Annotated in this window: 19 protein-coding genes and 1 pseudogene; 6 read left to right on the top strand and 14 right to left on the bottom strand. The window is 68.2% G+C overall.

Features of this window, described 5'->3' with window-relative positions; translation table 11 throughout:
* Window positions 1–16: 16 nt before the first annotated feature.
* From ACSFA7_RS06520 to ACSFA7_RS06500, 5 genes are all read right to left on the bottom strand, one after another.
* Window positions 17–1372 carry an MFS transporter gene (locus tag ACSFA7_RS06520; RefSeq protein ID WP_435498899.1) on the bottom strand — a complete coding sequence of 452 codons (1356 nt, stop codon included), beginning with the start codon at window positions 1370–1372 and terminating at the stop codon, window positions 17–19.
* A 92-nt stretch (window positions 1373–1464) separates the two neighbouring features.
* Window positions 1465–2679, bottom strand: coding sequence for a multidrug effflux MFS transporter (locus ACSFA7_RS06515; protein ID WP_435498606.1), 1215 nt, complete (start codon window positions 2677–2679; stop codon window positions 1465–1467).
* 71 nt (window positions 2680–2750) lie between these two features.
* A complete protein-coding gene (locus ACSFA7_RS06510; RefSeq protein WP_435498605.1) occupies window positions 2751–4082 on the bottom strand; it encodes an LLM class flavin-dependent oxidoreductase in 1332 nt (443 codons plus the stop codon).
* On the bottom strand, window positions 4079–4936 hold the full coding sequence (locus tag ACSFA7_RS06505) for a CmcJ/NvfI family oxidoreductase (RefSeq protein WP_435498604.1): 858 nt from the start codon (window positions 4934–4936) through the stop codon (window positions 4079–4081). The genes ACSFA7_RS06510 and ACSFA7_RS06505 overlap by 4 nt, the downstream gene beginning before the upstream one ends.
* Before the next feature lie 13 nt (window positions 4937–4949).
* Window positions 4950–5747 carry an SDR family NAD(P)-dependent oxidoreductase gene (locus ACSFA7_RS06500; protein WP_435498603.1) on the bottom strand — a complete coding sequence of 266 codons (798 nt, stop codon included), beginning with the start codon at window positions 5745–5747 and terminating at the stop codon, window positions 4950–4952.
* 199 nt (window positions 5748–5946) lie between these two features.
* Here ACSFA7_RS06500 and ACSFA7_RS06495 point away from each other — a divergent pair, with 199 nt between their 5' ends.
* From ACSFA7_RS06495 to ACSFA7_RS06485, 3 genes are read left to right on the top strand one after another with little or no spacing between them, the layout of a single operon-like run.
* Complete coding sequence (locus ACSFA7_RS06495; RefSeq protein WP_435498602.1) at window positions 5947–7809, top strand: M48 family metallopeptidase; 1863 nt, start codon at window positions 5947–5949, stop codon at window positions 7807–7809.
* Window positions 7810–7869: 60 nt separating this feature from the next.
* Window positions 7870–9162: an MFS transporter gene (locus tag ACSFA7_RS06490; protein WP_435498601.1), complete on the top strand. Its 1293-nt coding sequence runs from the start codon at window positions 7870–7872 to the stop codon at window positions 9160–9162.
* 19 nt (window positions 9163–9181) lie between these two features.
* Window positions 9182–9535, top strand: coding sequence for a hypothetical protein (locus ACSFA7_RS06485; RefSeq protein WP_435498600.1), 354 nt, complete (start codon window positions 9182–9184; stop codon window positions 9533–9535).
* 18 nt (window positions 9536–9553) lie between these two features.
* Here ACSFA7_RS06485 and ACSFA7_RS06480 read toward each other — a convergent pair whose 3' ends face one another.
* The 6 genes from ACSFA7_RS06480 to ACSFA7_RS06455 form a co-directional block, all read right to left on the bottom strand.
* The gene (locus tag ACSFA7_RS06480; RefSeq protein ID WP_435498599.1) at window positions 9554–10156 is read right to left on the bottom strand and encodes a DUF2894 domain-containing protein; all 603 of its coding nucleotides are present in this window, start codon (window positions 10154–10156) and stop codon (window positions 9554–9556) included.
* A complete protein-coding gene (locus tag ACSFA7_RS06475; protein ID WP_435498598.1) occupies window positions 10149–10796 on the bottom strand; it encodes an OmpA family protein in 648 nt (215 codons plus the stop codon). The genes ACSFA7_RS06480 and ACSFA7_RS06475 overlap by 8 nt, the downstream gene beginning before the upstream one ends.
* On the bottom strand, window positions 10796–12886 hold the full coding sequence (locus ACSFA7_RS06470) for a DUF802 domain-containing protein (protein ID WP_435498597.1): 2091 nt from the start codon (window positions 12884–12886) through the stop codon (window positions 10796–10798). Before ACSFA7_RS06470 ends, ACSFA7_RS06475 begins: the two co-directional genes overlap by 1 nt.
* Window positions 12887–12896: 10 nt before the next feature.
* A complete protein-coding gene (locus ACSFA7_RS06465) occupies window positions 12897–13580 on the bottom strand; it encodes a DUF3348 domain-containing protein (protein WP_435498596.1) in 684 nt (227 codons plus the stop codon).
* 145 nt (window positions 13581–13725) lie between these two features.
* Entirely contained in the window at window positions 13726–14346 is a 621-nt protein-coding gene (locus ACSFA7_RS06460) for a pyridoxamine 5'-phosphate oxidase family protein (protein ID WP_435498595.1), read from the bottom strand.
* Window positions 14343–15524 (bottom strand): MFS transporter, encoded by a 1182-nt coding sequence (locus ACSFA7_RS06455; protein WP_435498594.1) that lies wholly within the window; start codon window positions 15522–15524, stop codon window positions 14343–14345. The genes ACSFA7_RS06460 and ACSFA7_RS06455 overlap by 4 nt, the downstream gene beginning before the upstream one ends.
* Before the next feature lie 78 nt (window positions 15525–15602).
* On the opposite strand from ACSFA7_RS06455, the gene ACSFA7_RS06450 reads away from it, so the two are divergent.
* The gene (locus ACSFA7_RS06450; RefSeq protein ID WP_435498593.1) at window positions 15603–16505 is read left to right on the top strand and encodes a LysR substrate-binding domain-containing protein; all 903 of its coding nucleotides are present in this window, start codon (window positions 15603–15605) and stop codon (window positions 16503–16505) included.
* Here ACSFA7_RS06450 and ACSFA7_RS06445 read toward each other — a convergent pair.
* Complete coding sequence (locus ACSFA7_RS06445; protein WP_435498592.1) at window positions 16483–17340, bottom strand: NmrA family NAD(P)-binding protein; 858 nt, start codon at window positions 17338–17340, stop codon at window positions 16483–16485. The two genes, ACSFA7_RS06450 and ACSFA7_RS06445, sit on opposite strands and share 23 nt — an antisense overlap.
* A 120-nt stretch (window positions 17341–17460) precedes the next feature.
* Here ACSFA7_RS06445 and ACSFA7_RS06440 point away from each other — a divergent pair, with 120 nt between their 5' ends.
* Together ACSFA7_RS06440 and ACSFA7_RS06435 are read left to right on the top strand one after the other, a co-directional pair.
* The gene (locus ACSFA7_RS06440; RefSeq protein ID WP_435498591.1) at window positions 17461–18387 is read left to right on the top strand and encodes a LysR family transcriptional regulator; all 927 of its coding nucleotides are present in this window, start codon (window positions 17461–17463) and stop codon (window positions 18385–18387) included.
* Window positions 18388–18469: 82 nt separating this feature from the next.
* Window positions 18470–19689: pseudogene (locus ACSFA7_RS06435) on the top strand (MFS transporter).
* Between the two features lie 6 nt (window positions 19690–19695).
* Here the strand turns inward: ACSFA7_RS06435 and ACSFA7_RS06430 are convergent.
* Window positions 19696–20250: a methylated-DNA--[protein]-cysteine S-methyltransferase gene (locus ACSFA7_RS06430; protein WP_435498590.1), complete on the bottom strand. Its 555-nt coding sequence runs from the start codon at window positions 20248–20250 to the stop codon at window positions 19696–19698.
* Entirely contained in the window at window positions 20250–21476 is a 1227-nt protein-coding gene (locus ACSFA7_RS06425) for a YbfB/YjiJ family MFS transporter (protein ID WP_435498589.1), read from the bottom strand. The genes ACSFA7_RS06430 and ACSFA7_RS06425 overlap by 1 nt, the downstream gene beginning before the upstream one ends.
* Between the last annotated feature and the right edge of the window lie 40 nt (window positions 21477–21516).

The following is a 21516-nucleotide window of genomic DNA, read 5'->3' as shown; positions in this document are numbered from 1 at the left end:
CCGTACCCTACCCTATTCAGTGGTGCGGGTTTGTCGTCTTCAATCGCAGACTGCTGAAAACTGCCGCGACTGCTGCGCAACCTGCGGCCAGCACCAGCGCCACCACCGGGCCGTGGCCGCCGTGCGGGCTCCAGACGCTGAAAACCCCTGCCAGAACGACCGCGCCCAAGGTCTGACCCGTGAGCCGCGCCGTGCCCAGCATGCCACTGGCCGCACCGCTTCGGTGCGCAGGCGGGGAGCTGACGATGGTGTGGTTGTTGGGCGACTGGAAGAGCCCGAAGCCCAGGCCGCACAACGCCATGCGCCAGGCGATGTCGGCATTGCCCGGATGCGCCGGCAGCGCGGCCAGCAGCGCGAGGCCCGTGGCCAGAAGGCCGAGGCCGATGCCGCCGAGCAACCCGTCCGGATACTTGCCGATCAGCTTCCCCGCGATGGGCGCCATCACCACGATGGCCAGCGGCCATGCGGTGATGAGCAGGCCCGCCTCGATGTGGCTGCGGCCATACACATCGAGCAGCAGGAACGGCAGCGCGATGTAGGCCAGCATCTGCGCGCAGAACGCGGCCACCGAGGTGCCCATGGACAGCGCGAACACCGGAATGCGCAGCAGGTCGATCGGGAAAAGCGGCACTGCCTGCGTGCGCTGGCGCCGGAGGTACACGAAGCCCACCGCCAGCCCGGCCAGCAGGATGGCCCAGGCGGACCAGTGGCTGCCGCCGCCCTCCACGCCGCCTTCGCGCACGCCCAGCCGGTCCACGCCCAGGAACACCAGCGAGAACATCAGCACGTTGAGCGTCACGTCGACGGGTGAAAACCGCAGCCCGGCCGCCGGTGCCACGCGGTTGAACGGCAGCGCCTTCATGCCGAGCGCGAAGGTGACGATGCCCAACGGCACGTTGATCGCGAAGAGCCAGGGCCACGAAGCCACAGAGAGAATCGCCGCCGCCACCGAAGGCCCGGCCACGGAAGACGTGGCGACCACCAGCGAGTTGATCGCCATCCCCTTGCCCAGTTGCGACGACGGATACACCAGCCGCACCAGCGCCGCGTTGACGCTCATGATCCCCGCTGCGCCCAGCCCCTGGAAGGCGCGCGCCGCGATCAGCGTGCCGAGCGAATTGGCGAAGGTGGCCGCCAGCGACGACAGCGCGAACACCGCCATGCCCACGAGGTACACGCGCCGGTAGCCCACAAGGTCGCCGAGCGAGGCCAGCGGCAGCAGCATGACCAGCGTGGCGATCTGGTAGGCGTTGACCACCCAGATCGCCTGTGACGGGCTGGCCTGCAGCTCGCGCGCGATGCCCGGCAATGCGAGGTTGACGATGGTGCCGTCCAGCACCGCCACGATCAGCCCAAGGATGATGACCAGCATCGCCCAGCCGCGCTCCGGCGAGGCCAGGCCGTCGATGGGTTTCAGGGTGTTTTCTTCGGCGCTCGCGATTGCGGCGCCTGGATGTATCGAGCTCACGCTTCCTGCGTCCTTCGTGTGGGTTCTGAGCGCACGCCGCCCAGCGTGAGCCAGGTCAGCACCAGCGCGATCAGCGCGCCTGCGGCCATGCCGGCCACCATCGGCAGCGGTCGGCCATCGGTGAAGAAGCCGACCACCGCCATTGCCAGCGCGCCCGTCAGCATCTGCAGCGTGCCGAGCAGCGCCGAGGCGGTGCCCGCGATGGCGCCGTGCATTTCGAGCGCCAGCACGCCGGTGGTCGGGATCACCAGGCCCATGAAGCCCGAGGCGATGAAGTACAGGACGATGAGCACCCAGATGCTGTCGCCGCCCATCGCGAAGTAGATGAACATCGCGACCATCGCCGCGCCGCAGCACACCACACCGAACTTCACGAGATTGACCAGCCCGTAGCGCTCGCCGAGCGAGCCGGTGAACTGCGAGGCGCCGATGAAGGCGGCGGCGTTCACGCCGAAGGCCACGCTGTAGAGCGCGGGCGAGAGGCCGTAGTGGTCGATCATCACGAACGACGAATTGGCCAGGTAGGTGAAGAAGCCCGCCATCGCGAAGCTGCCGATGAACACCAGCCCGAGGTAGTGCCAGTCGCGCAGCAGCAGCCAGTAGGCCGAGAGCGCGCTGCCCAGGCTGCTTTCGACGCGCTCCGAGGCGGGCCGGGTTTCATCGAGCAGCTTGACCATCATCGCGAGGCCCGCCACCGCGGCGATGGTCACGGCCCAGAACACGCCGCGCCAGCCGGCCACGGCGATGACCGCGCTGCCCGCGAGCGGCGCGAGGATCGGCGACACGCTGAACACCAGCATCAGCAGCGACATCAGCCGCGCCGCGTCGGTGCCGGTGTGCAGGTCGCGCACCACGGCACGCGGAATCGCCATGCCGGCCGCGGCGCCCAGGCCCTGGATGAAGCGCAGCACGATCAGCGTCTGGATGTCGGTGGCCAATGCGCAGCCCACGCTGGCCAATGCGAAGAGCACCAGCCCGGCGTACAGCGGCGGCTTGCGCCCGACCATGTCGGAGATCGGGCCATAGAGCAGTTGGCCCGCACCGAGCGACAGGAAAAAGGCCGTGAGGCTCATCTGCACCGCGCCGATGTCGGCGCGCAGGCTCTGCCCGATGGCGGGCAGCGCAGGCAGGTACATGTCGATGGCGAAAGGCCCGATGGCCGAGAGCAGGCCCAGCAAGAGGGCCATCTTGAAGAAGGGGGAAGAACGCATTGACCCGATTGTCGCCAAGCCCGGCAATCGGCGCCCGCGTGGGGTCGGTTGCCTGCAGGCCCCGTCCGGTGCTAATTCGGGGAAAAGAATCGGTTGGCAGGCCTCGGCAAACCAAGGTTCTCGCGCAGGGTACGACCTTCGTATTCGTGCCGGAAGATGCCCCGGCGCTGCAACTCGGGCACCACCTTGTCGACGAAGGCGTCGAGCCCGCCCGGCAGCCAGGGGAACATCACGTTGAAACCGTCGGAGCCCTCGGTCTCGAGCCACTCCTGCATCTCGTCGGCGATGGTCTGCGCCGTGCCCACGAAGGCCAGCCCGCCGTAGCCGCCAAGGCGCTGGGCCAGCTGGCGCACCGTGAGGTTCTCGCTGCGGGCCAGCTCGACCACGCGGGCGCGGCTGCTCTGGCTCGCGTTGGTCTCGGGCACATCGGGCAAGGGTGCATCGGGGTCGAACTTCGAGGCGTCGTGGCCGAGCTGGATCGAGAGCGAGGCGATGGCGCTGTCGTAGTGCACGAGGCTGTCGAGCTTCGCGCGGATGGCGCGGGCTTCTTCGAGCGTGTCGCCGACCACCACGAAGGCGGCGGGCAGGATCTTGAGGTGCTCCGGCTCGCGCCCGATCCTGCGCATGCGGCCCTTGATGTCCGCATACAGGCTGCGCGCCGCGGCCAGCGTGCCCGGCGCGGCAAACACCGCCTCCGCGGTCTCGGCCGCGAGCTGCCGCCCCGCTTCCGATGCGCCGGCCTGCACGATCAGCGGCCAGCCCTGCACCGGCCGCGCGATGTGCAGCGGCCCGCGCACCGAGAGGTACTTGCCCTTGTGGTCGAGCACGTGCAGCTTGGCGGGATCGAAGAAGCGGCCGCTCTCGGCATCGCGCTCGAAGGCGTCGTCGGCCCAGCTGTCCCACAGGCCCGTGACCACGTCGTAGAACTCGCGGGCGCGGGCATAGCGCTCGTCGTGTGCCATGTGGTCGTCGCGGCCGAAGTTCAGCGCCGCGTCGGGGTTGGAGGTGGTCACGATGTTCCAGCCGGCGCGGCCCTCGCTCAGGTGGTCGAGCGAGGCGAAGCGGCGCGCGATGTGGAAGGGCTCGTCGAAGGTGGTCGATGCGGTGGCCACCAGCCCGATGTGCTTCGTGTGCTGGGCGAGCGCCGACAGCAGCGTGAACGGCTCGAACGAGGTGACCGTGTGGCTGCGCTGCAGTGCCTCGATGGGCATGTTGAGCACGGCCAAGTGGTCGGCCATGAAAAAGGCGTCGAAGCGCCCGCGCTCGAGCGTCTGGGCCAGTTGCTTCAGGTGCGCGAAGTTGAAGTTGGCATCGCGCCATGCGCCCGGGTAACGCCAGGCGCCGGTGTGGATGCTGACCGGGCGCATGAAGGCGCCGAGCCGCAACTGCTTTGCGCCGCTCATTCGGCTGGCCAGAACACCAGCGCGCGCAATTCGATGCTGCGGCGCGGCGGCGCTTCGGGCGCACCGGTCGGGTCTTCGAACGCGGTGTGCGCGGTGAAGCGCGCGGTGCCGTCCTCGCACGAGTCGTAGATCTTCAGAAGCAGTGCCTCGTCGGGCCGCAGCCTCGGGAACCAGTACCACTGGTGCCTCGGGTTCCAGGTGAAGGAGTAGGTCTCGCCCACCTTGTCGGGGTAGACCAGGTCGCTCGGCACCATGTCCTCGAACGCGATGGAGCGCGCATCGCACAGCGCGAGCGGCAGGCGCTCCACGGTGGCCAGCGGGCGCCACAGGTTGATGATGGCGAAGCGGTGCTTCAGGCGCTCTTCCGCTTCTTCGGGCGAGAGGTGGTCGCGCACGCGTCGCGGCGCGGAGACGAAGGTCTGGTCGTTGTGCACCCGCCGCACCGGCTCGCGCAACTCGGCCGTGCGGCGCGAGCCCTGTGCGCTGTCACGCAACGTGTGATCGAAGACGACGATCTTCTCGGCGCCCGTCACGTCGCGCAGCAGCGCCTCGGCCTCGCGGTAGTAGATGTCGCGGATCGCCCCGTCGTGCGAGAAGTCGGCCACCACGCTGCGGTGCGAGATCTGCGTGAAGCCGCTGCGGTCGAGCGAGAGTTCACGCAACGCCACGAGCGGGCGGCCGTCGCGGATAGCCACACGGCGCGGTTCCAGCTCGCCGGTCACCCAGGGCACGCCTGGCGGCGGCTCGAAGGTGTAGCTCACCGGCCTGCCCTGCCCCGCCTTCAGGTAGTTCACCTCGCCTTCGACGAAAGGGAGATTGGCGGCCACCAGGTGGTCATTCGATGCGGTGCCCATGCGGCATGACTCCTCAGAAGGGTTCCTTGAACGGGCGCAGGTCGAGTTCCTGCGTCCACGCGCTGCGGTGCTGCACATGCAGCTGCCAGTAGTTTTCTGCGATGGCGTCGAGCTGCAGCAGGCCGTCGTCGCCCGCCTGCGCCACGCGTTGAGGTGCATTGCTGCGCAGGCGCTCGCCGTCGATGCCGCCATCGATCACCACGTGTGCCACGTGAATGCCCTGCGGGCCGAACTCGCGCGCCAGGCTCTGGCTGAGCGACCGCAGGCTGGCCTTGGCCGCCGCGAAGGCGGCGAACGGCGGCTTGCCGCGCAGGGCCGCGGTGGCGCCGGTGAACAACAGGCTGCCGCGCGCCCTCGGCGCGGTCGCTTCGAAGCCGTTGACCAGCAGGCCCTGCAAGGCCTCTTTCGCAAAGATGAAACCGCCCAACGCGCTGGTGCGCCAGGCCTGCGTGAACTGGTCGACCGAGATCTCCAGCGTCGGCGCGCGCACCGCGCTCGAGGCATTGAAGATCGCCACCGACAGCGGCCCCAGTGCCTTCACGCGCTGCGCGATGCCGTGGATCTCGGCCTCGCTGGCCACGTCGCCGGCGAACACCTGGGCGCGCCCGCCGGCGGCTTCGATTTCGGCGGCCACCGCGGCAAGCTGGGCCTGGGTGCGGCCGGTCAGCGCGACAAGGAATCCCTCGGCCGCGAAGCGCCGTGCGAGCGCGGCGCCCAGGCCGGCGCTGGCGCCGACACCGGCAATCCATGCCACAGGCGATGGGCCCGAGCCGGAGGAAGAAACAGGGGGTGGTGAAGAGACTGGAGGCATAGGTGAGGCCTAAGGCTATACCTGCGCTCCGCGGCGTGGAACGATGCAAAAGCGATAACCTTATTTGCTGGCTGGTCGGCGGTCGCACGCGCTTGACGTCCCACCGAATTTCACAGCGACACGATCGGCGGCTACGCTATCGGCTTCCCGGACCGCTTCCACAACAACTCACAGCATTGCTTTCCAGGAGGAGTTATCCATGGCCTTCGCCCGCACGATCCATGCCGATCTGCTTCGCGTGTTTCTTCTGACCCTCGTGTCGCTCTTCGCCATACCGGCGGCGACGCTGGTCTTCACCGAATACGCGCTGCGCTCGCAGGACACCGAGTTCCTGCAGTCGATCGAAAAGCGCATCAACTCTGATGCACGCCTGAACGCCGCCGACAAGGCGGAAGCCACCGCGTTCTACCGCAGCCACCCGCTCTCCAAGGCCTGCGACGCCACCGCACCGGAAGACAAGAACTTCCACGACAAGGTGTGCAGTCCCTACTCGATGCAGTGGCAGTTCCACTGGGCCGACCGCGCCGCGATCTGGACGCTGGTGCTCGGCGCTGCGCTGCTCGCGGCGGCGCTCGTGCTCGGCGCGCTGGCCTTCGCCAACCGCGGTTTGCGCTATGCGAGCTTCGTCGCAGGCTGGCGGCTCATGACGGTGTCGAGCGCCATCGAGGTCGTGCTGCAGAGCGCGATGCTGGTGTGGCTCTCGTTCTGGCTCACCGCCTTCTTCTGGCACAGCTACTACGTCAAGCTGATCGCCATTGCCGGCATCGCGGCCGCAGCGGCCGTGTTCTATGCGGTGTACACGCTGTTCAAGAAGCTGCCTTCGGTCAACGCGATCGACGGCGAGCTCATTGCCCAAGCCGATGCGCCGCGCTTGTGGGAGCGCATCCGCCAGCTCGCGGGCCGTGTGAAGACGGCGCCGCCCGACCAGATCGTCGCGGGCATCGACACCAACTTCTTCGTGACCGAAGCGCCCATCGAAGTCGGCGGCCGCACCTTGAACGGCCGCACGCTGTTCGTGAGCATTCCGCTCCTGCGCGTGCTCGATCAGTCCGAGGCCGATGCAGTGCTGGCCCACGAGCTGGCCCACCTGGGCGGCGGCGACACCCGCAGCAGCGCGGCGCTCGGCCCGAAGCTGCGGCAGTTCGACCAGTACACCTGGAAGATGCGCAGCGGCGGTCTCACCATCGTGGCGCACTACCTGCTGCGGCTCTACCGCATGATCTTCGAGTTCGCCCTGGCGCGCGACAGCCGCGAGCGCGAGTACAAGGCCGACCGCGTATCGGCGAGCCTCACGGCACCCAGCGCCATCGTGCAGTCGCTGATCAAGATCTCGGCCTACGCGAGCTACCGCAACGACGTCGAGCAGAAGCTCTTCGCGCAGAACCGCCAGCACGACGGCGCCCTGGGCATCGCCCGCTTCGTGGCCGATGGGCTGCCGCCCTACGCCAGCTCCGAGGCGTTCATCGAGACGATGAAGACCGCCGACGTGCCACATCCCTACGACAGCCATCCGCCGCTGCTCGAACGCATGCGCAACGTCGACCACCATGTGCCCGAGAGCGTGTACGGCGCCATCGTCGCGACCGCGCCGCAGGCGACCTGGGCCGACGAGATCGAGACGGCGCCCGCGATCGAGCAGCGCCTGTGGAGCGAGTACGAGCAGCGCTTCGTCCAGAACCACGAATTGAGCCTCGCCTACCGATACGAACCCGCCAATGAAGAAGAGCGCATCGTGGTGCTGCGCCACTTTCCGCCGCTCGAGTTCGCCCTGAAGGGCGGCGAGCGCATCGTGGTCGACTACACCGGCCTGCATCCGAGCGCGGACGGTGGCTCCACGATCGCGTGGGACGAGGTGAAAGGCCTCACCTACAAGGACGGCAGCTTCGGCGACACGCTGATCGTCACGCACCATGACAAGGGCATGCTGGGCGCGCGCACCACCAAGGTCAAGGTGGCGGGCCTGGGCAAGCAGAAAGACAACTTCAGGGGCGCCGTCGGCCACTACTGGCAACGCCACCAGATCATGAGGGCACAGCAAAAAGAAGAAGATCAGGCGTCCTGAGCATCCTCACCTGTCAGCGGACAGGCTCCACAAAAACCTTCACATAACAGGAGACATACAGTGAACCCCGTCGAACAAAGAACCATCTCGAAGATCAGCTGGCGGCTCTTGCCGCTGTTGATGATCAGCTACTTCATCGCCTACCTGGACCGCGTGAACCTCGGCTTTGCCGGGGCTGCGATGTCGAAGGACCTGGGCTTCACCGCGGCTGTGTTCGGCAGTGCGGCCGGCATCTTCTTCCTTGCGTACTTCCTCTTCGAGGTACCGAGCAACATGGCGCTGGAGCGCTTCGGCGCGCGCCGCTGGATCGCCCGCATCATGTTCAGCTGGGGCATTCTTTCCGCGGCCCAGGCCTGGGTGAGCGGATCGACCAGCTTCAACGTCGTGCGATTTCTGCTCGGCATTGCAGAGGCCGGTTTCTTTCCGGGCGTGATCTTCTACATCACGCTGTGGTTCCCGGCGGCGTACCGCGCGCGCATCGTGGGCTGGTTCATGTTCGCGATCCCGATCTCCACGGTGATCGGCTCGCCCATTTCGGGCTACATCCTCAACATGGATGGCGTGGGCGGCATGCACGGCTGGCAGTGGCTCTTCATCCTCGAGGCGATCCCCTCGCTGATCCTGACCTTCTTCATCCTGTTCTACCTGCCCGACGGCCCCAAGGATGCGAAGTGGCTTTCCAACGAAGAGCGCGACTGGCTGCAAAGCACGCTCGACGGCGAGCGCCGCAACCGCGAGGCGCTGCACACGATTTCGTGGAAGCAGGCGTTGCTGAACCCGCGCGTGATCGGCCTCGGTTTCGTTTACATGGGCATCACCGTACCGCTGTATGGCCTGAGCTTCTTCCTGCCGCAGATCATCAAGGGCTTCGGCGGCCTGGGCAATGTGGAGATCGGCTTCATCAACGCCTTTCCCTACCTGATCGGCGCCATCGCGATGGTGTTCTGGACCCGCGCCTCCGATGCGAAGAAGGAGCGCAAGTGGTTCCTGCTGATCCCATTGGCCTGCATCTTCGTGGGCCTGGTGGCCGCGGCGGAAACCAGCGCGCCGGTGCCCAAGATGGCCGCTGTGACGCTCGCCGCGTTCGGCATCTTCAGCGCGCTGCCGATGTTCTGGACATTGCCCACCGCCATCCTGAGCGGCACCGCGGCCGCGGCCGGCATTGCGTGGATCAACTCCATCGGCAACCTCGGCGGCTACATCGGCCCGACGATCTTCGGCGCGCTCAAGGACCGCATGGGCAACGACATCTACGCGGTGATCTTCCTTGCGCTGCTGTCGGCGGTGGCGTTCGTGCTGGTGTTGGTCATCGGGCATGACGCGCGCGCGGAGCAGGCCGCGGGTCGAGCCTGAACGCACCATCCCGGATGCCATGAACAACGGCCGTCCCTTCCTGCTCCTCCTGCTGGCTCTTGCATCGGCTCGCTGCTTCGCTGCATGGAGCATCGAAACCGATCGCTCCACCGCCGAGATACATGGCCTGTTCGAGATACGGCAGGAGGCACGGGATTTCGTCGCGAGGGAGAACGCAGGCAATCGTGGCGGATGGGTGGCGCTCGATCCGAACATGAAGATCCTGGTCCCAAGGTGCAGCGTTCCGCTCGAAACCCAATGGACACCCAAGAGCTACGGGCTGACAGGACGCAACGTGATGGTTACCTGCAAGCGCACTGTAGGCTCGCCGCAAAGATGGAGCGTGAATGTGCCGGTCGCGCGAAAAAAGTAGCGCTTCCTGCGCCGCGACTCAGCTGGACTTGCCGCGCGCAGCCTTCTTGCCGCCCTCGGCGCGCGGCGCGTCGTTGCTGGCAGGCGCGTTCGCCTGATCGACCCACAGCAACGCGTCGACATACGACACGAACCGGTTGAGGTACTCCGGCGACAGCTCGCGCATCAGCGTGAGCGATTGATGCACGAGGTTGTGCGAGTTGAGCGGGCCTGCGTTCTGCGGCAACTTCGCAAGCGATTGCGTGAGACGCCGTTCGGCGCTGAGCTTCGACCATGTGCTCCGGAAAAACGGGAGCACCTTCAGCTCGTTGGTCGCCGGGTCCATCCGCTCGGACGATGCCTGCCGTGCGAGGTGCTCGGTCAGTTCCGCGAGCAGCCCATGCGCCGGTGGCTTGACTGCGGCGCCTTCCGCATCCGGCATCTTTTCGAGATCGTCGCCATAGACCGCGAGCAGCGCGATGACTTTCTCGTCCAGGATGCGACGCGCCTCTCCGCTGTGATCTGCCGCACGCTGTGCCAGCGTCTCGATGAAGTGAAAGCGGACCGGATCGAGGCGATGCGCCCCGCGCTCGCGCCATGCGTCGAGCGTTGCATCGATTCCGTTGGGTTCGTCGCTACTCACGAGGCTTTGTCTTCACGTCCGAACGCTTCGGCGTGGGCGCCATCTCCACGCGCCGGTTCCTGGAGCGCCCATCGGCATCGGCATTCGACGCCACCGCCTGCTCGGCGCCGAACGCCGCAGCAAAGATCGCGGACGACGGAATACCCTCCTCGATCAGCGTGCGGGTCACCGTCAACGCGCGCTGCGCCGAAAGCTCCCAGTTGTCCGCGAACTGGCGGTTGCCGCCGCGCACCTGCCGGTCGTCGGTGAAGCCGCTCACCATCAGGATCTCGTCGCGGGCCTGGAGGTAGGCCGTGAGCGGCAGGGCCAGGCTCTTGAGCAGTTGCCGGCCTTCGGGCTGCAGCTCGGCGGAGTTCAGCGCGAACAGCACGCTGCCGCTGATACCGATGCGCCCGTTGTTCAGCGTCACGCGGCCCGCAGCGAGCGGCCCGGCCAGCGCCTGTTCGAGCGTCTGCAGCCGCTCGGCCTCGACCTTGCGCTGCTTGACCTCGGCTTCGAGCTTGGTCGCGAGTTCGAGCTGCATACCGATCACGCAGACCAGGATCAGCACGAAGGCGCCCAGCAGGCCCGACATCAGGTCGCCGAAGACGGCCCATACCGGGACCGATGCCTCGGTGCCGGCGTCGAGGTCCTCGGTCATCACGCTTCGCTGCCCGCTGTGGCTCGCTGAACCGCGAGTTGCTGCAGGTCTTCGACGATCTGCTTCTGCGACATGATGCTCAGGTCGATGACCTCGCGGGCCTGCGCCACGTAATACGCCAGTTGCTCGTCGCTGCGCGCGATGGACTTGCCGAGCGCGCCTTCGATGCGCTGCAGGTGCGCGCTCATCTTGTCGTTCGATTCGGTGAAGAGCTTCACCGCGAAGCCGAAGGCCTCGCCCAGGCTCGCCACCTCCACGGCGCTGCCGGTGATCTGCGCGGCCACGTCGGCCATCTTTCCGGTTTCCGTGTCGACCTTGTCGGTGAAACGCGTGCCGACGCGGTCCAGCAGGTCCGCCGATGTGGTCACGAGCGCATCGATGGCGCTGCGCTGCTCGGTGGAGGCGTGGTTCACCGCATCGAGCAGCGTCTCCAGCGTGCCGAGAATGCGGCTGCGCTCGTCGAGCATCGCGTTATCGCGCGCCATGCTGTCCGAGAGCTTCTGGCGCAGCTCGGCGATCACCTCGGCCGCGGCGCGGGGCGCCTCGGAGGCGGCCTGCATGAGCTGGCCGATCTCGGCGATGGTGCTCTTCGCGTGGGCTTCGCTCTGGGCGGAAATGTCGTTGGCGGTCTGTGCCAGCGTATTGCAGATTTCCTGCTGCTGGGTTTCGCTGCGCGCGCCGGCCTGCTGCCATTCCTGCTGCAGCGACACGGCCATCGCTTCGAGCGCCTGGGTCCATGCGGCGAGCCGCTGCTGGTCGCGCGATGCCATCTCGGCCTGCAGGTCGGCGTGCGCCTGGCCCACCGTATTCAGCAGCGAAGCCGAGTGCTGTTCGAAAGTGGCTGCGGCAGCGGTCAGCGCGCGGTGCGTGTCGCCCGACAGGGTTTCGCTGGCACGTTCGTGCTGCGCGAGCGCACTGCGCCAGTTGTCGGACACACGTTCGACCGTGGTTTCGAGGCGGGCGGAGACACCGTCCACCAGCGAGGCCGAGCGCTGCTCGAAGGTCTGCGTGAACTGGTCGAGCGTGGCGCGCAGGTCCTTGGCTTGCGCCTCGCTCGTGCGTTGCTGCCCGGCGAGCGCGGTCTTCCAGATGTCCGCCACGGTGGTGGTGTTGGCCTCGAAGCGGGTCGAAAGGCCGTCCAGTTGCCGCTGCACGCCCTGCTCGACCGTGGCGTGCAGCGCGGCCGTCTCGCGCGCGATGCCAGCCATCGTGGCTTCGACCACCGGCTGGATCGTCGCGCCGGCGATGCGGGCGCTGTCGGCGAGGCCTTCCTTCAGCGACTGGCCGACGGAAGAAGCCAGGCCCGCGTACACCGCCTCGGCCTTGCCATGGAAGCTGTCCTGGCTGGAGATGAGGCGCTCGTTCAGGGCCTGGCTCTGGCGCTCCATCGTCGCCATCATCAGTTGCAGCCGGTCGACCAGTGCGGGCATCGCCTCGCCTTGCCGCTGCAGAAGCTTGAAGGACTCTTCACGCTGATGGGCCTGCGAGAAGACGCGCAGGCTGGTGGCGATGCGCGTGTCGAGCAGTTGCCCGGTCTGCATCCTGTCGCGCCGGCTCAGGGCCGAAAGCAACCCCAGCGCCGCCGAGGTAGCAATGCCCACGAGCGAGGTGCCGAAGGCCACGCCCAGGCCCTTGACGGGTGCAGCCAGCGAGGCGCGCATGGCCTGCAGGTCCGATGCGCTCTCCAGCGCCGTGCCCGTGCCGTTCAGCGTGACCACCATGCCGAGGAAGGTGCCCAGCATGCCCAGCAGCACCAGGAGTCCCGCGAGGTACGGCGTGAGGCTCGGGCCGGGCAAGCCGACGCGCTCGCCTTCGATACGCAGGCGCACCGCATTGCGGAGCGACGGATGCAGCTTGTCGAGCCATTCGCCCAGGCTGGCCGGCGGCCCGGTCATGTCCGCAACGGCGCTGGTCAGCGTGGTCGTCGCCTGCCCGAAGCGGTGCAGCTCCAGCGCGCCGACCATGTAGAACGCACCGATGAGCACGGTGATCGCCAGCGCCAGCGGGTTCGAGCCGATATAACCGATGCCGACCCAGCAGACCGCGGCCAGGCCGACGATGAAGACGATGCGATGAAGAAGTTGGGTCATGAAACTCTGGTTAGCTCGCGCGAAGGGCTTCGAGCAGCCCTTCGACCGGTTGAAATCGGACGTCCATCTCGGCGAGCAGCACGTCGTGCATGTCCTTGCGGAACACGGCCAGCCACACGCCGGGCTCGGCCTCGCTATCGGCGTCGGCAATGGCGTTGGCATCGGCCCGGCCCAGGCGCTTGAAATGCTTCTCGAGCGTCGCCGGGATGCTCGCCAGCAGTCGATGCTCCTGCGCGCTCAACACCTGCTCCATGACCACGTCCACCGCCGCCAGCCGCGCCATGTCGGGCGAGCGCGTCGCCAGCGTCGAGCGCAGGCGGCCGCGCAAGGGGCCGATGCTCGTCTCCATGGCCTGCTGCCTGGCGTGGTAGCGCCGGCGGTAGGCCGCGAAGTCGGTCGTGTTGTCCCGGGAAACGCTGTGCATGTCTTCCGCGATGGCGTTGGCCATCGCAGTCCGCACACGCTCGCATTCGCGTGCTTCGGGGTTGCCAGCCACGCGCGCGCCCGAAGACGCAGCCGCCAGGCCACCGTTCAACGCTGCAGAAAGGGAGATGGCATCGGTCCAGCCGAGCCATTGACTCAATCGATCCGCAAAAGCCTGTTTGGGCTCGGGGACTTCGATGTCGGTCAGTCGAGCGAGCAAGCGAATCAGCGCCGAGCCGGTGAAGCCTGTGCGCCTTGACACTTGCACCATTACCGCCACTTGGAAAAACCTGGCAGTCTACACTGCCGCCCCCTCCGGACCGGCCGGTCGCGCCCTACCCAGAGCGCCTTTTGCGTGACATCTTGTAGCGCGCAAAAGCGTCCATCGACGGACCGCGTGCCGCCCCTTCCAGCGCTCAATACAACGTGGCCTGCTGCCGTGCAGGCAACGCCCGGTCGTATGCCGCGCCATCGAACGCTGCATTCGTCAGCGCCGAAAGAATGGCCCCGGCCGTCGGCACTTCGCGCTTCGCATCCGCCGCCACCGGCGCCCAGAGCTTCGAGCGCTGGATCGCGCGGGCGCACTGGAAGTACACCGTCTCGACCTGCACCTCGATCACGCATTGCGGCAGCTTGCCCTCCATGGCGAAGCGCGCCATGACATCCGGCGCGACGGTGATGCGCGCGCGTCCGTTCACGCGCAGCGTTTCGCCCACACCGGGAATGAGGAACAGCAAGGCCACGCGCGGGTCGATCACGATGTTGCGCAGGCTGTCGATGCGGTTGTTGCCGCGGCGCTCGGGCAAGAGCAGCGTCTTCTCGTCCTGCACCACCACGAAGCCCGGCGGGTCGCCACGCGGCGATGCGTCCAGCCCGCCGGGCCCGGTGGTGGCGAGCACTGCGAAGGGCGATGCGGCAATCAGCGCCTGATAGCTCGGGTGCAGGTACGGCACTTCCTTCTTGAGCGAGGCCTCGCCGGGCTGGCCGAACAGGGCTTCGAGCTGCGCGACGGTTTCGATGGCGTGGGACGTGGTCATGACGTTCGCTCCTGGGCGTGGGGTGTCGATTTTGGCGATGGATTTCGCCCGCAGGCCAGCGCCATGATGGCCAGCAGCAATGCGGCAATGCCATAGAGCCACGGCGGCGATGCGACCGGCAGCAGCAGCCCCGCGATGAGCGGACCGGCCCCGGCGCCGATGTCGCGCCACACCGAGCGCGCGGCCAGCGCCTGCACGCGCTCGGGCCCCGGCGTGCGGCGCGCCACGATGGGCGACAGCAGGGGCAGTTGCAAGGCGCGCAGCACCACGATCAGCGCCGCGCAGCTCCAGAGCCAGCCGAGGCCGAAGCCCACAAGCGCTATCGCCGTCACGAGCGAAAGGCTCACCAGCAGCCGCTCCGCGCCGAAACGGTCCGCCAGGTGCCCGCCGACCGGGCTCAGGAAAATCTCCGCTAGGTAGCGCAGCGCCATCAGCAGGCCGGCCACGATCACCGCGCCGCCGGGCAACAGGTCCTTGCCAAGGTAAGACAGGCCGACGATGAAGAGCCCGTCGAGCGCCAGCCCTTCCATGAACGACCAGCCGTCGAGGCTGTTGGGCCACTGGAAGCGCCGCGTGGGCTTCTCCGTGCGATGCGGCGCCGAGGGCAGCCGCCGGGCTGCGAACACCGCCAGCAGCGAGAACACCGCGAGGAAGCCGAAGATCGCGCGCGGCCCGACCCAATGCGCCATCAGCGCGCCCAGCGGCAGCGCCAGCACCGGCCCCATGGCGATGAATGCGCGCGAGCGGCCATTGCGGCGGGCGGCGCCGACGGGGTCAGCCGTGGCCAGCGCCTGGGTAGACAGGTTGAGAGCCGCGAAGCACAGCCCCCACATCAGCCGCAGCGGCAGCAGTGCCCAGAAGCCCGAGAGCGTGGCGTAGCCCACGCCGCAAACGGCGGCGGCCACGACGGCGATGGTGCAGGTCGGCCGGTCGCCATTGCGCGCATAGAAGCGCGCGACCCAGCGGTAGCCGGCGATGCGCACCAGCCGGTTGGCCGCGAGCAGCATGCCGGCTTCGGCCAGCGTCACGCCGAACTGGTCGGCGTACATCGGCAGCAAGAGGTAGAGAACGACGTCGGCCGGCAGCGAAAGCCCGAGCGCGATGGCTGCGTAGCGGGAATTCAGGTCGGTGGCGCTGGCCGTGGAGGTGGGAGCAGGTGTGAGGGGCGTGGAAGACATCGAGACCGCATGGTGCGCCGCGGCAACGCGGGCTGACAAACGAGATTAACGCCCCTCATGCGTGAGAAAATCGCACGCATGCCGCTTCGAGAACCGCCCCTCAATGCCGTGCGCGCCTTTGTCGCGGCGGCCCGCCACCTGAGTTTCACGCGCGCGGCGCAGGAGCTGCATGTCACGCACAGCGCGGTGAGCCGGCAGATCAAGAGCCTCGAGGAATGCCTGGGCGTCGCGCTGTTCGAGCGCCGCATCCGGCAGGTTGCGCTCACCGCGGAAGGCCAGCAGTTCTTCGCGGAAGCCGGGCCGGCGCTGGCGCAGATCAACGCGGCCGCCCAAGCCCTCCAGGCGCAAGGCCCGACCCGCGCGGTGCGGATCAACGTGCGGCCGTCGTTTGCGGTGCGCTGGCTGATTCCGCGGCTGCCATCGTTCGTCGAACGCCATCCCGACATCGAACCGCAGGTCGTCACCAGCACGGTGATGCCGGAGCAGGCAACCGACAGCTTCGACATCGCGGTGCGCCGCGGGCTCGAGGGCTGGCCCTCTTCCATCGACGTGCATCCCTTTCTCGAAGACGAAGTGCTGGTGGTCGGCGCACCCGCTTTGTTCAAGACGCACCCGCTGGCCGACCTGCGCGCGCTGGCGTCGCATGTGCAGCTCTCGGCCAAGACGCGCAAGGACGACTGGGACGCCTGGAGGAAGCAGGTCAACGCACCGCGTGCCCGGCCGGCGGGCCGCCTGCAGTTCGATCACCTGCACTTCGTGCTGCAGGCCGCGGTCGACGGGCTGGGCATCGCCCTCGCGCCGACCTCGCTCGTCGCGCACGACCTGGCTTCGGGTCGCCTGCAATCGCCGCTGCCGGCGCTGCGCATGACGCTGGACCGCTACTACTACGGCCTCGCACCGGACGCCGCGCCGGAAGCCCGGCATGTGGCGGCGTGGTTCGAAGAGATGCTGGCGCCGCTCAACTCGCCAGCGAACGGATGACCTCGACGAGACCGACCTTGCCCTTGCGCACGCTTGCATCGGCGCCCTCGAAGGTGATCCAACCCTCGTTGAAGCCATCGAGCATCTGGATCCGCGGCACCGGGTCCTTCATTCCCTGCGCACGGAAAAGCGAACCCCAGGTTTCGCGCGGCACCGCTTCGGCCTGAACCGGGCGGCCCAGCACCTCGGCCAGCGCCGCGGCAATCGCGAGCTGGCTCACACGTTCGGGGCCTTCGAGTTCGACGATGCGTTCGACGGCGCCGTTCTGCACCAGCAGCTCCGCCGCCACCCGGCCCACGTCGGCCGTGGCGACCATCGGCACCGCCCTGTCGAGCGGCTGCAGGAAGCTGGAGAGAACGCCCTGCTCACGCGCCGGGGCGATGTCCCAGGCCAGGTTCTCGAGAAACCATGCGGGCCGCAGAAAGCTGACCGGCAACGGCAGCGTGGCCAGCGCTTCTTCCATCAGGCTGCGCTGGCTCAACAGGTTCGGCTGCGCGGCCTGCGCGCCGACGGTCGAGAGGCAGATCACGCGGCCCGGCTGCGCCTGGGCGAGCGCCTGGCGCACGGCGGTGATGACCGCCTTTGCCTCCGGAAACCCCGGCGTGGGATCGAAGTTCGGCGGCGGCAGGATGAACACGCCCCGAGCACCCGCGAATGCGCGTGCCAGCGCCTGTGCATCGTTCATGTCGGCGATGGCGACTTCGCAGCCCAGGTCCGACCAGGCCTTGCCCTTGGTCGCGTCGCGAACGACCGCCCTAACGGGCCGGCCCTGTGCCAGCAAGTTGCGCGCGACGGCGCCGCCGACGTTGCCTGTGATACCGGTGATTGCGTACATGAGACTTTCCTTCTTTCTTCCATTGAAGCGATTGCGATGGAAGGAATGTAGGAATCCGTCGTCTTTGAGTAAAGCGACCCAGAGGCATATCATTCATGACACCCGATCACGAATTGAAAAATGGCACTCGACGGACGACTCCTCTCCAACGTGGGCGTGCTCGCCGCTGTCGTCGAAGGCGGTAGCTTCGCGAGCGCAGCCAATGCACTCGGCCTCACGCCTTCGGGCGTCAGCCGTGCCATCGCGCGGCTGGAGGCGCGCATCGGCGTGCGGCTCTTCGACCGCACGACGCGCTCGCTCCACCTCACGGACGAAGGCCGGCTGCTCTATGCCAACGTCAATCCGCTGGTGCTGGGCATCGAGGACGCGGTGACCATCGCCGCGGGCTCGTCCGGTGCGGTGCGCGGGCGGCTGCGCGTCAACACCGACGCTTTCACATCGCGCCTTCTGCTCGCGCCGCACCTCCCGCGCTTTCTCGACCAGTACCCCGAGCTGTCGCTCGACCTCGTCGCGCGCGACCAGCTCGGCGACCTGGTAGCCGAAGGCTTCGACATCGCGGTGCGTTTCGGCGAGCCGCCGTCGTCGTCGCTGGTCGCGCGCAAGCTCATGGACACGCGCATCGTCACCGTGGCCACGCCGGGCTATCTGAAGCGGCACGGCCGCCCGGCCAAGCCGGCGGACCTCGTGAACCACGCGTGCCTGCAGGTGCGCAACCCGGTCACGGGGCAGCCCTACACATGGGAGTTCCAGCGCGGCCGCAAGCTCATCAAGGTGCCCACCACCGGCCGACTGCTGCTGACCGATGCGGGCACCATCCTCGCCACCGCGCTCGCGGGCGTCGGCATCGCGCAGATCAAGGCGGTGGGCATCCAGCAGCAGCTGGACAGCGGCGAGTTCATCGACCTGTTTCCCGACTGGCCCGACGAACGCTTTCCGCTCTATGCGCTGTACCCGTCGCGGCACCTGCCGGCGGCGAAGGTGCGGGCATTCATCGATTTCGTGATGGCGGCGATCGCCCCTGAAGCGAAGCCAAAAGCCTCACGCTGACACGCTGCTCGCAGGTCCGCAAACGGCCAGCGCCGGATGGCACGCACGCGCAGGATCGGGCTTTTCTTCCGAGCCTTGCCGCATGTCTTCCGCCCTTCCCCGTTCTTTCCGCAATCTCGCCTGGTCCAACCTCGCGGCCCAATCGGCCGAGCAACTGAGCCTCGCGGCCGTGCCGTTGGTCGCAGTGCTGATGCTCGGCGCGGGGCCGGGCGAGATCGGTTTTCTCGCGGCGGTCCAGACGCTGCCTTTTCTGCTGGTCTCGATGCCGCTCGGGCTGCTGGCCGATCGCATGTCGCGCCAGCGGCTGATGGTGTGGGCGGGGGCCTGCGCGCGGTGTCGCTGCTGATGCTCCTTGCGATGGTGTTCGCGTCGAAGCTCAGCGTCGCGTGGCTGGCAGTGCTCGGGTTTCTCGGGGCCGTGGGCACCGTGGGTTTCAGCGTGGCGGCGCCGGCCCTGGTGCCCGCGCTCGTGCCCCGCGACGCACTGGCATTGGCCAATGGAAGGCTCGAGCTCGCGCGCAGCGCGGCGTTCACCGCCGGGCCCGCGCTCGCCGGTGCGCTGGTTGCATGGGCAGGTGCTTCGGCCGCCTTCGTGCTGGCGGCCGTGCTGTCCGTCGCGGCCGTGGCGCTGCTGCTGCGGCTGACCGAAGCGCCACGCTCACCTGCCGCGCCGCGCCATCCGCTGCTCGAAGTGAGGGACGGCGCCCGTTTCGTCTGGCAACACGAACTGCTGCGACCGATGGCGATCACCGGCGCGGTCTTCAACATCTCGTGGTTCGTGCTGCAGGCCGGCTATGTGCCCTATGCGGTGCGGGTGCTCGGGCTCAGTGCGCAGGCGGTGGGCTTCACGCTGGCGATGTATGGCGCGGGGATGGTGGTGGGTGCGCTGCTGACGTCGCGCGTCGTGGCACGCCTGCCGTTCGGGCGCGCCATCCAGATCGGCCCCGCGGTGGCGGTGATCGCGGCTGGCGTGATGGCGGCCACGCTCATCTTTCCCCTGGCAGCGCTGGCTGCGCTCTCGTTCTTTCTCTTCGGCGCGGGGCCGATGGTCTGGGTGATCACCTCGACCACGCTGCGGCAAAGCGTCGTGCCTTCGACGATGCTGGGCCGCGTGTCGGCGGTGTTCCTCACGATCAACTCGGGTGCCCGCCCCATCGGCGCGGCGCTGGGCGGTGTGGTGGGCGCAGCATGGGGCGAGCCGGCCTGCCTGTTGCTTGCGCTCGCCGGGTTCGTGCTGCAGGCGATGATCATCTTTGCATCGCGCGTCAGGGCGCTGCAGCGGCTGCCGGTGCCGGCGGCCTGAGCGGCGTCAGAACAGCGACGCCATCCCGTTCGGCCGCGCGTCCTCGATGCCGAGCATGCGCAGCTTGGTCAGTGCGCCGCCGCCGGCCGAGAAACCGCCCGGCTTGTTGCCCGCCGCAAGCACGCGATGGCACGGCACCACGGGTGCGAAGGGGTTGTGGCCCATCGCTTGCCCCACGGCGCGCGACAGGCCCTTGTCGCCAAGCTCTTCCGCGATCTCGCCGTAGGTGCGCGTCTGCCCCGGCGGAATGTTTCGCGCGATGGCGTAGATGCGCTGGTGAAACTCCGACACACCGCGCATGTCGAGCACGATGTGGCTCAGGTCGTCGTGCACGCCCTGCAGCAGGCCCTGGATGGCGGCGATGGCGTGTTGCGCCATGTCGTTCGGCGGCCCTTCGTGCAGGTCCGGAAAGCGATGCCGCATGCGCGCCCGCGTGGCCGGCTCGCCCTCGTCGGCGGGCAGTTGCACGCCGACCAGCCCTTGCGGACCCCAGGCCAGTGCGCACATGCCGATGGTGGTTTCGAACAGCGCGAAGCCGGTGGTGTCGTCTCGTTCCGTCATCAGATCTCCTTCAGCGCATGCTGGCGCGATGCCAGCACCGCACCGAGCCACAGCGCGATCGCCGAGGCCACCAGCCCGCGTGCAAGGCCACCGGGACCGTCTGAAATCCAGCCGGTTACCGTCGGCCCGACGATCTGCCCGAGCGCGAAGACGATGGTGAACAGGCTGATGCCCTGCGCCCAGCGTGCCGGCGGCAGGTTGTGGCGCACCAGCGCGGTGGTCGAGGCCACCACCGACAGGAACACGCCGCCGAACAGCACGCCCGAGGCCAACGCCACCGGCGCCGAGGGGCTCAGCACCGGCAGCAGCGTGGCCACGCCGAGCAGCCCGTTCAGCAGCGCCTGCGGCTGGCCGCCGCGGTAGCGGTCGAGCAGCCCGGCCCACAGGCGCGACGAGGCCACGCAGGCGATGCCCAGCAAGGCATAGAACAAGGTGACGAAGCCGGCGCTGGCGCCCTGCTCCCGCAGCAGCGCGATCACGAAGGTCATGTAGCCGATGTAGCCCATGCCGAACAGCGCGTAGCCCGCGAGCGCCCAGCCAAATTGGCGCACTGCCGCGGGCTCGGCTGCGGGCTGCATCGCACTGGCGGCGGATGATGTTGCCGCGGCCGGCGGATCGGGCATTGCGCGTGCGGCCCAGGCCAGCAGGCCGGTCGCAGCGGCACTCGCAAGCGCCAATGCCCACCACGCCCAGGTCCAGCCGTGCGGCACGTCCGACGCCCAACGCAGCACCTGCGGCACGAGCAACGCCGACAACAGGATGCCGAAGCCGGTGCCGCCGTAGTAGATGCCCAGCAGCAGCCCGCCGCGCGCGTCCGCCTCGCCGAGCCGCGCGGCCAGCAACCCGCCCGCCACGAACACCCACGCGCTGGCCACGCCGGCCAGCAAGCGCTGCAGCAGCAAGGCCGGCGCATCGGTCACGAAGCCGCTGCCCGCCATGAACACGCTGGCCAGCACGGCGCCGACGATCAGGAGCCGCATCACGCCGAAGCGCCGCATCAGCGCCGGCGTGACCAGCGCGCCGGCGAGGTAGCCGACCGCATTGGCGGTGTTCATGCCGCCGGCCAGCGCATAGCTCCAGCCGAGGTCGTCGCGCATCGGCGGCAGCAGCAAGGCGTAGGCGAATCGCGTGATGCCGAGCGACACGGCCGCACCCATCGACAGCGCGAATGCAAGACGCAGCGTGGGCCGCGCGGGCGCGGTGGAGGAAGTGAACGTGGTCGTCATCGGATCGGGGTGGCGCGCCCATTCTGCGGCAGCCCGCGCG

It is taken from the genome of Variovorax trehalosi, assembly GCF_051216415.1.
GTDB lineage: Bacteria > Pseudomonadota > Gammaproteobacteria > Burkholderiales > Burkholderiaceae_C > Variovorax.
Note: the sequence above shows the minus strand (reverse complement) of the source record. Positions and strands in the feature narration are given on the sequence as shown.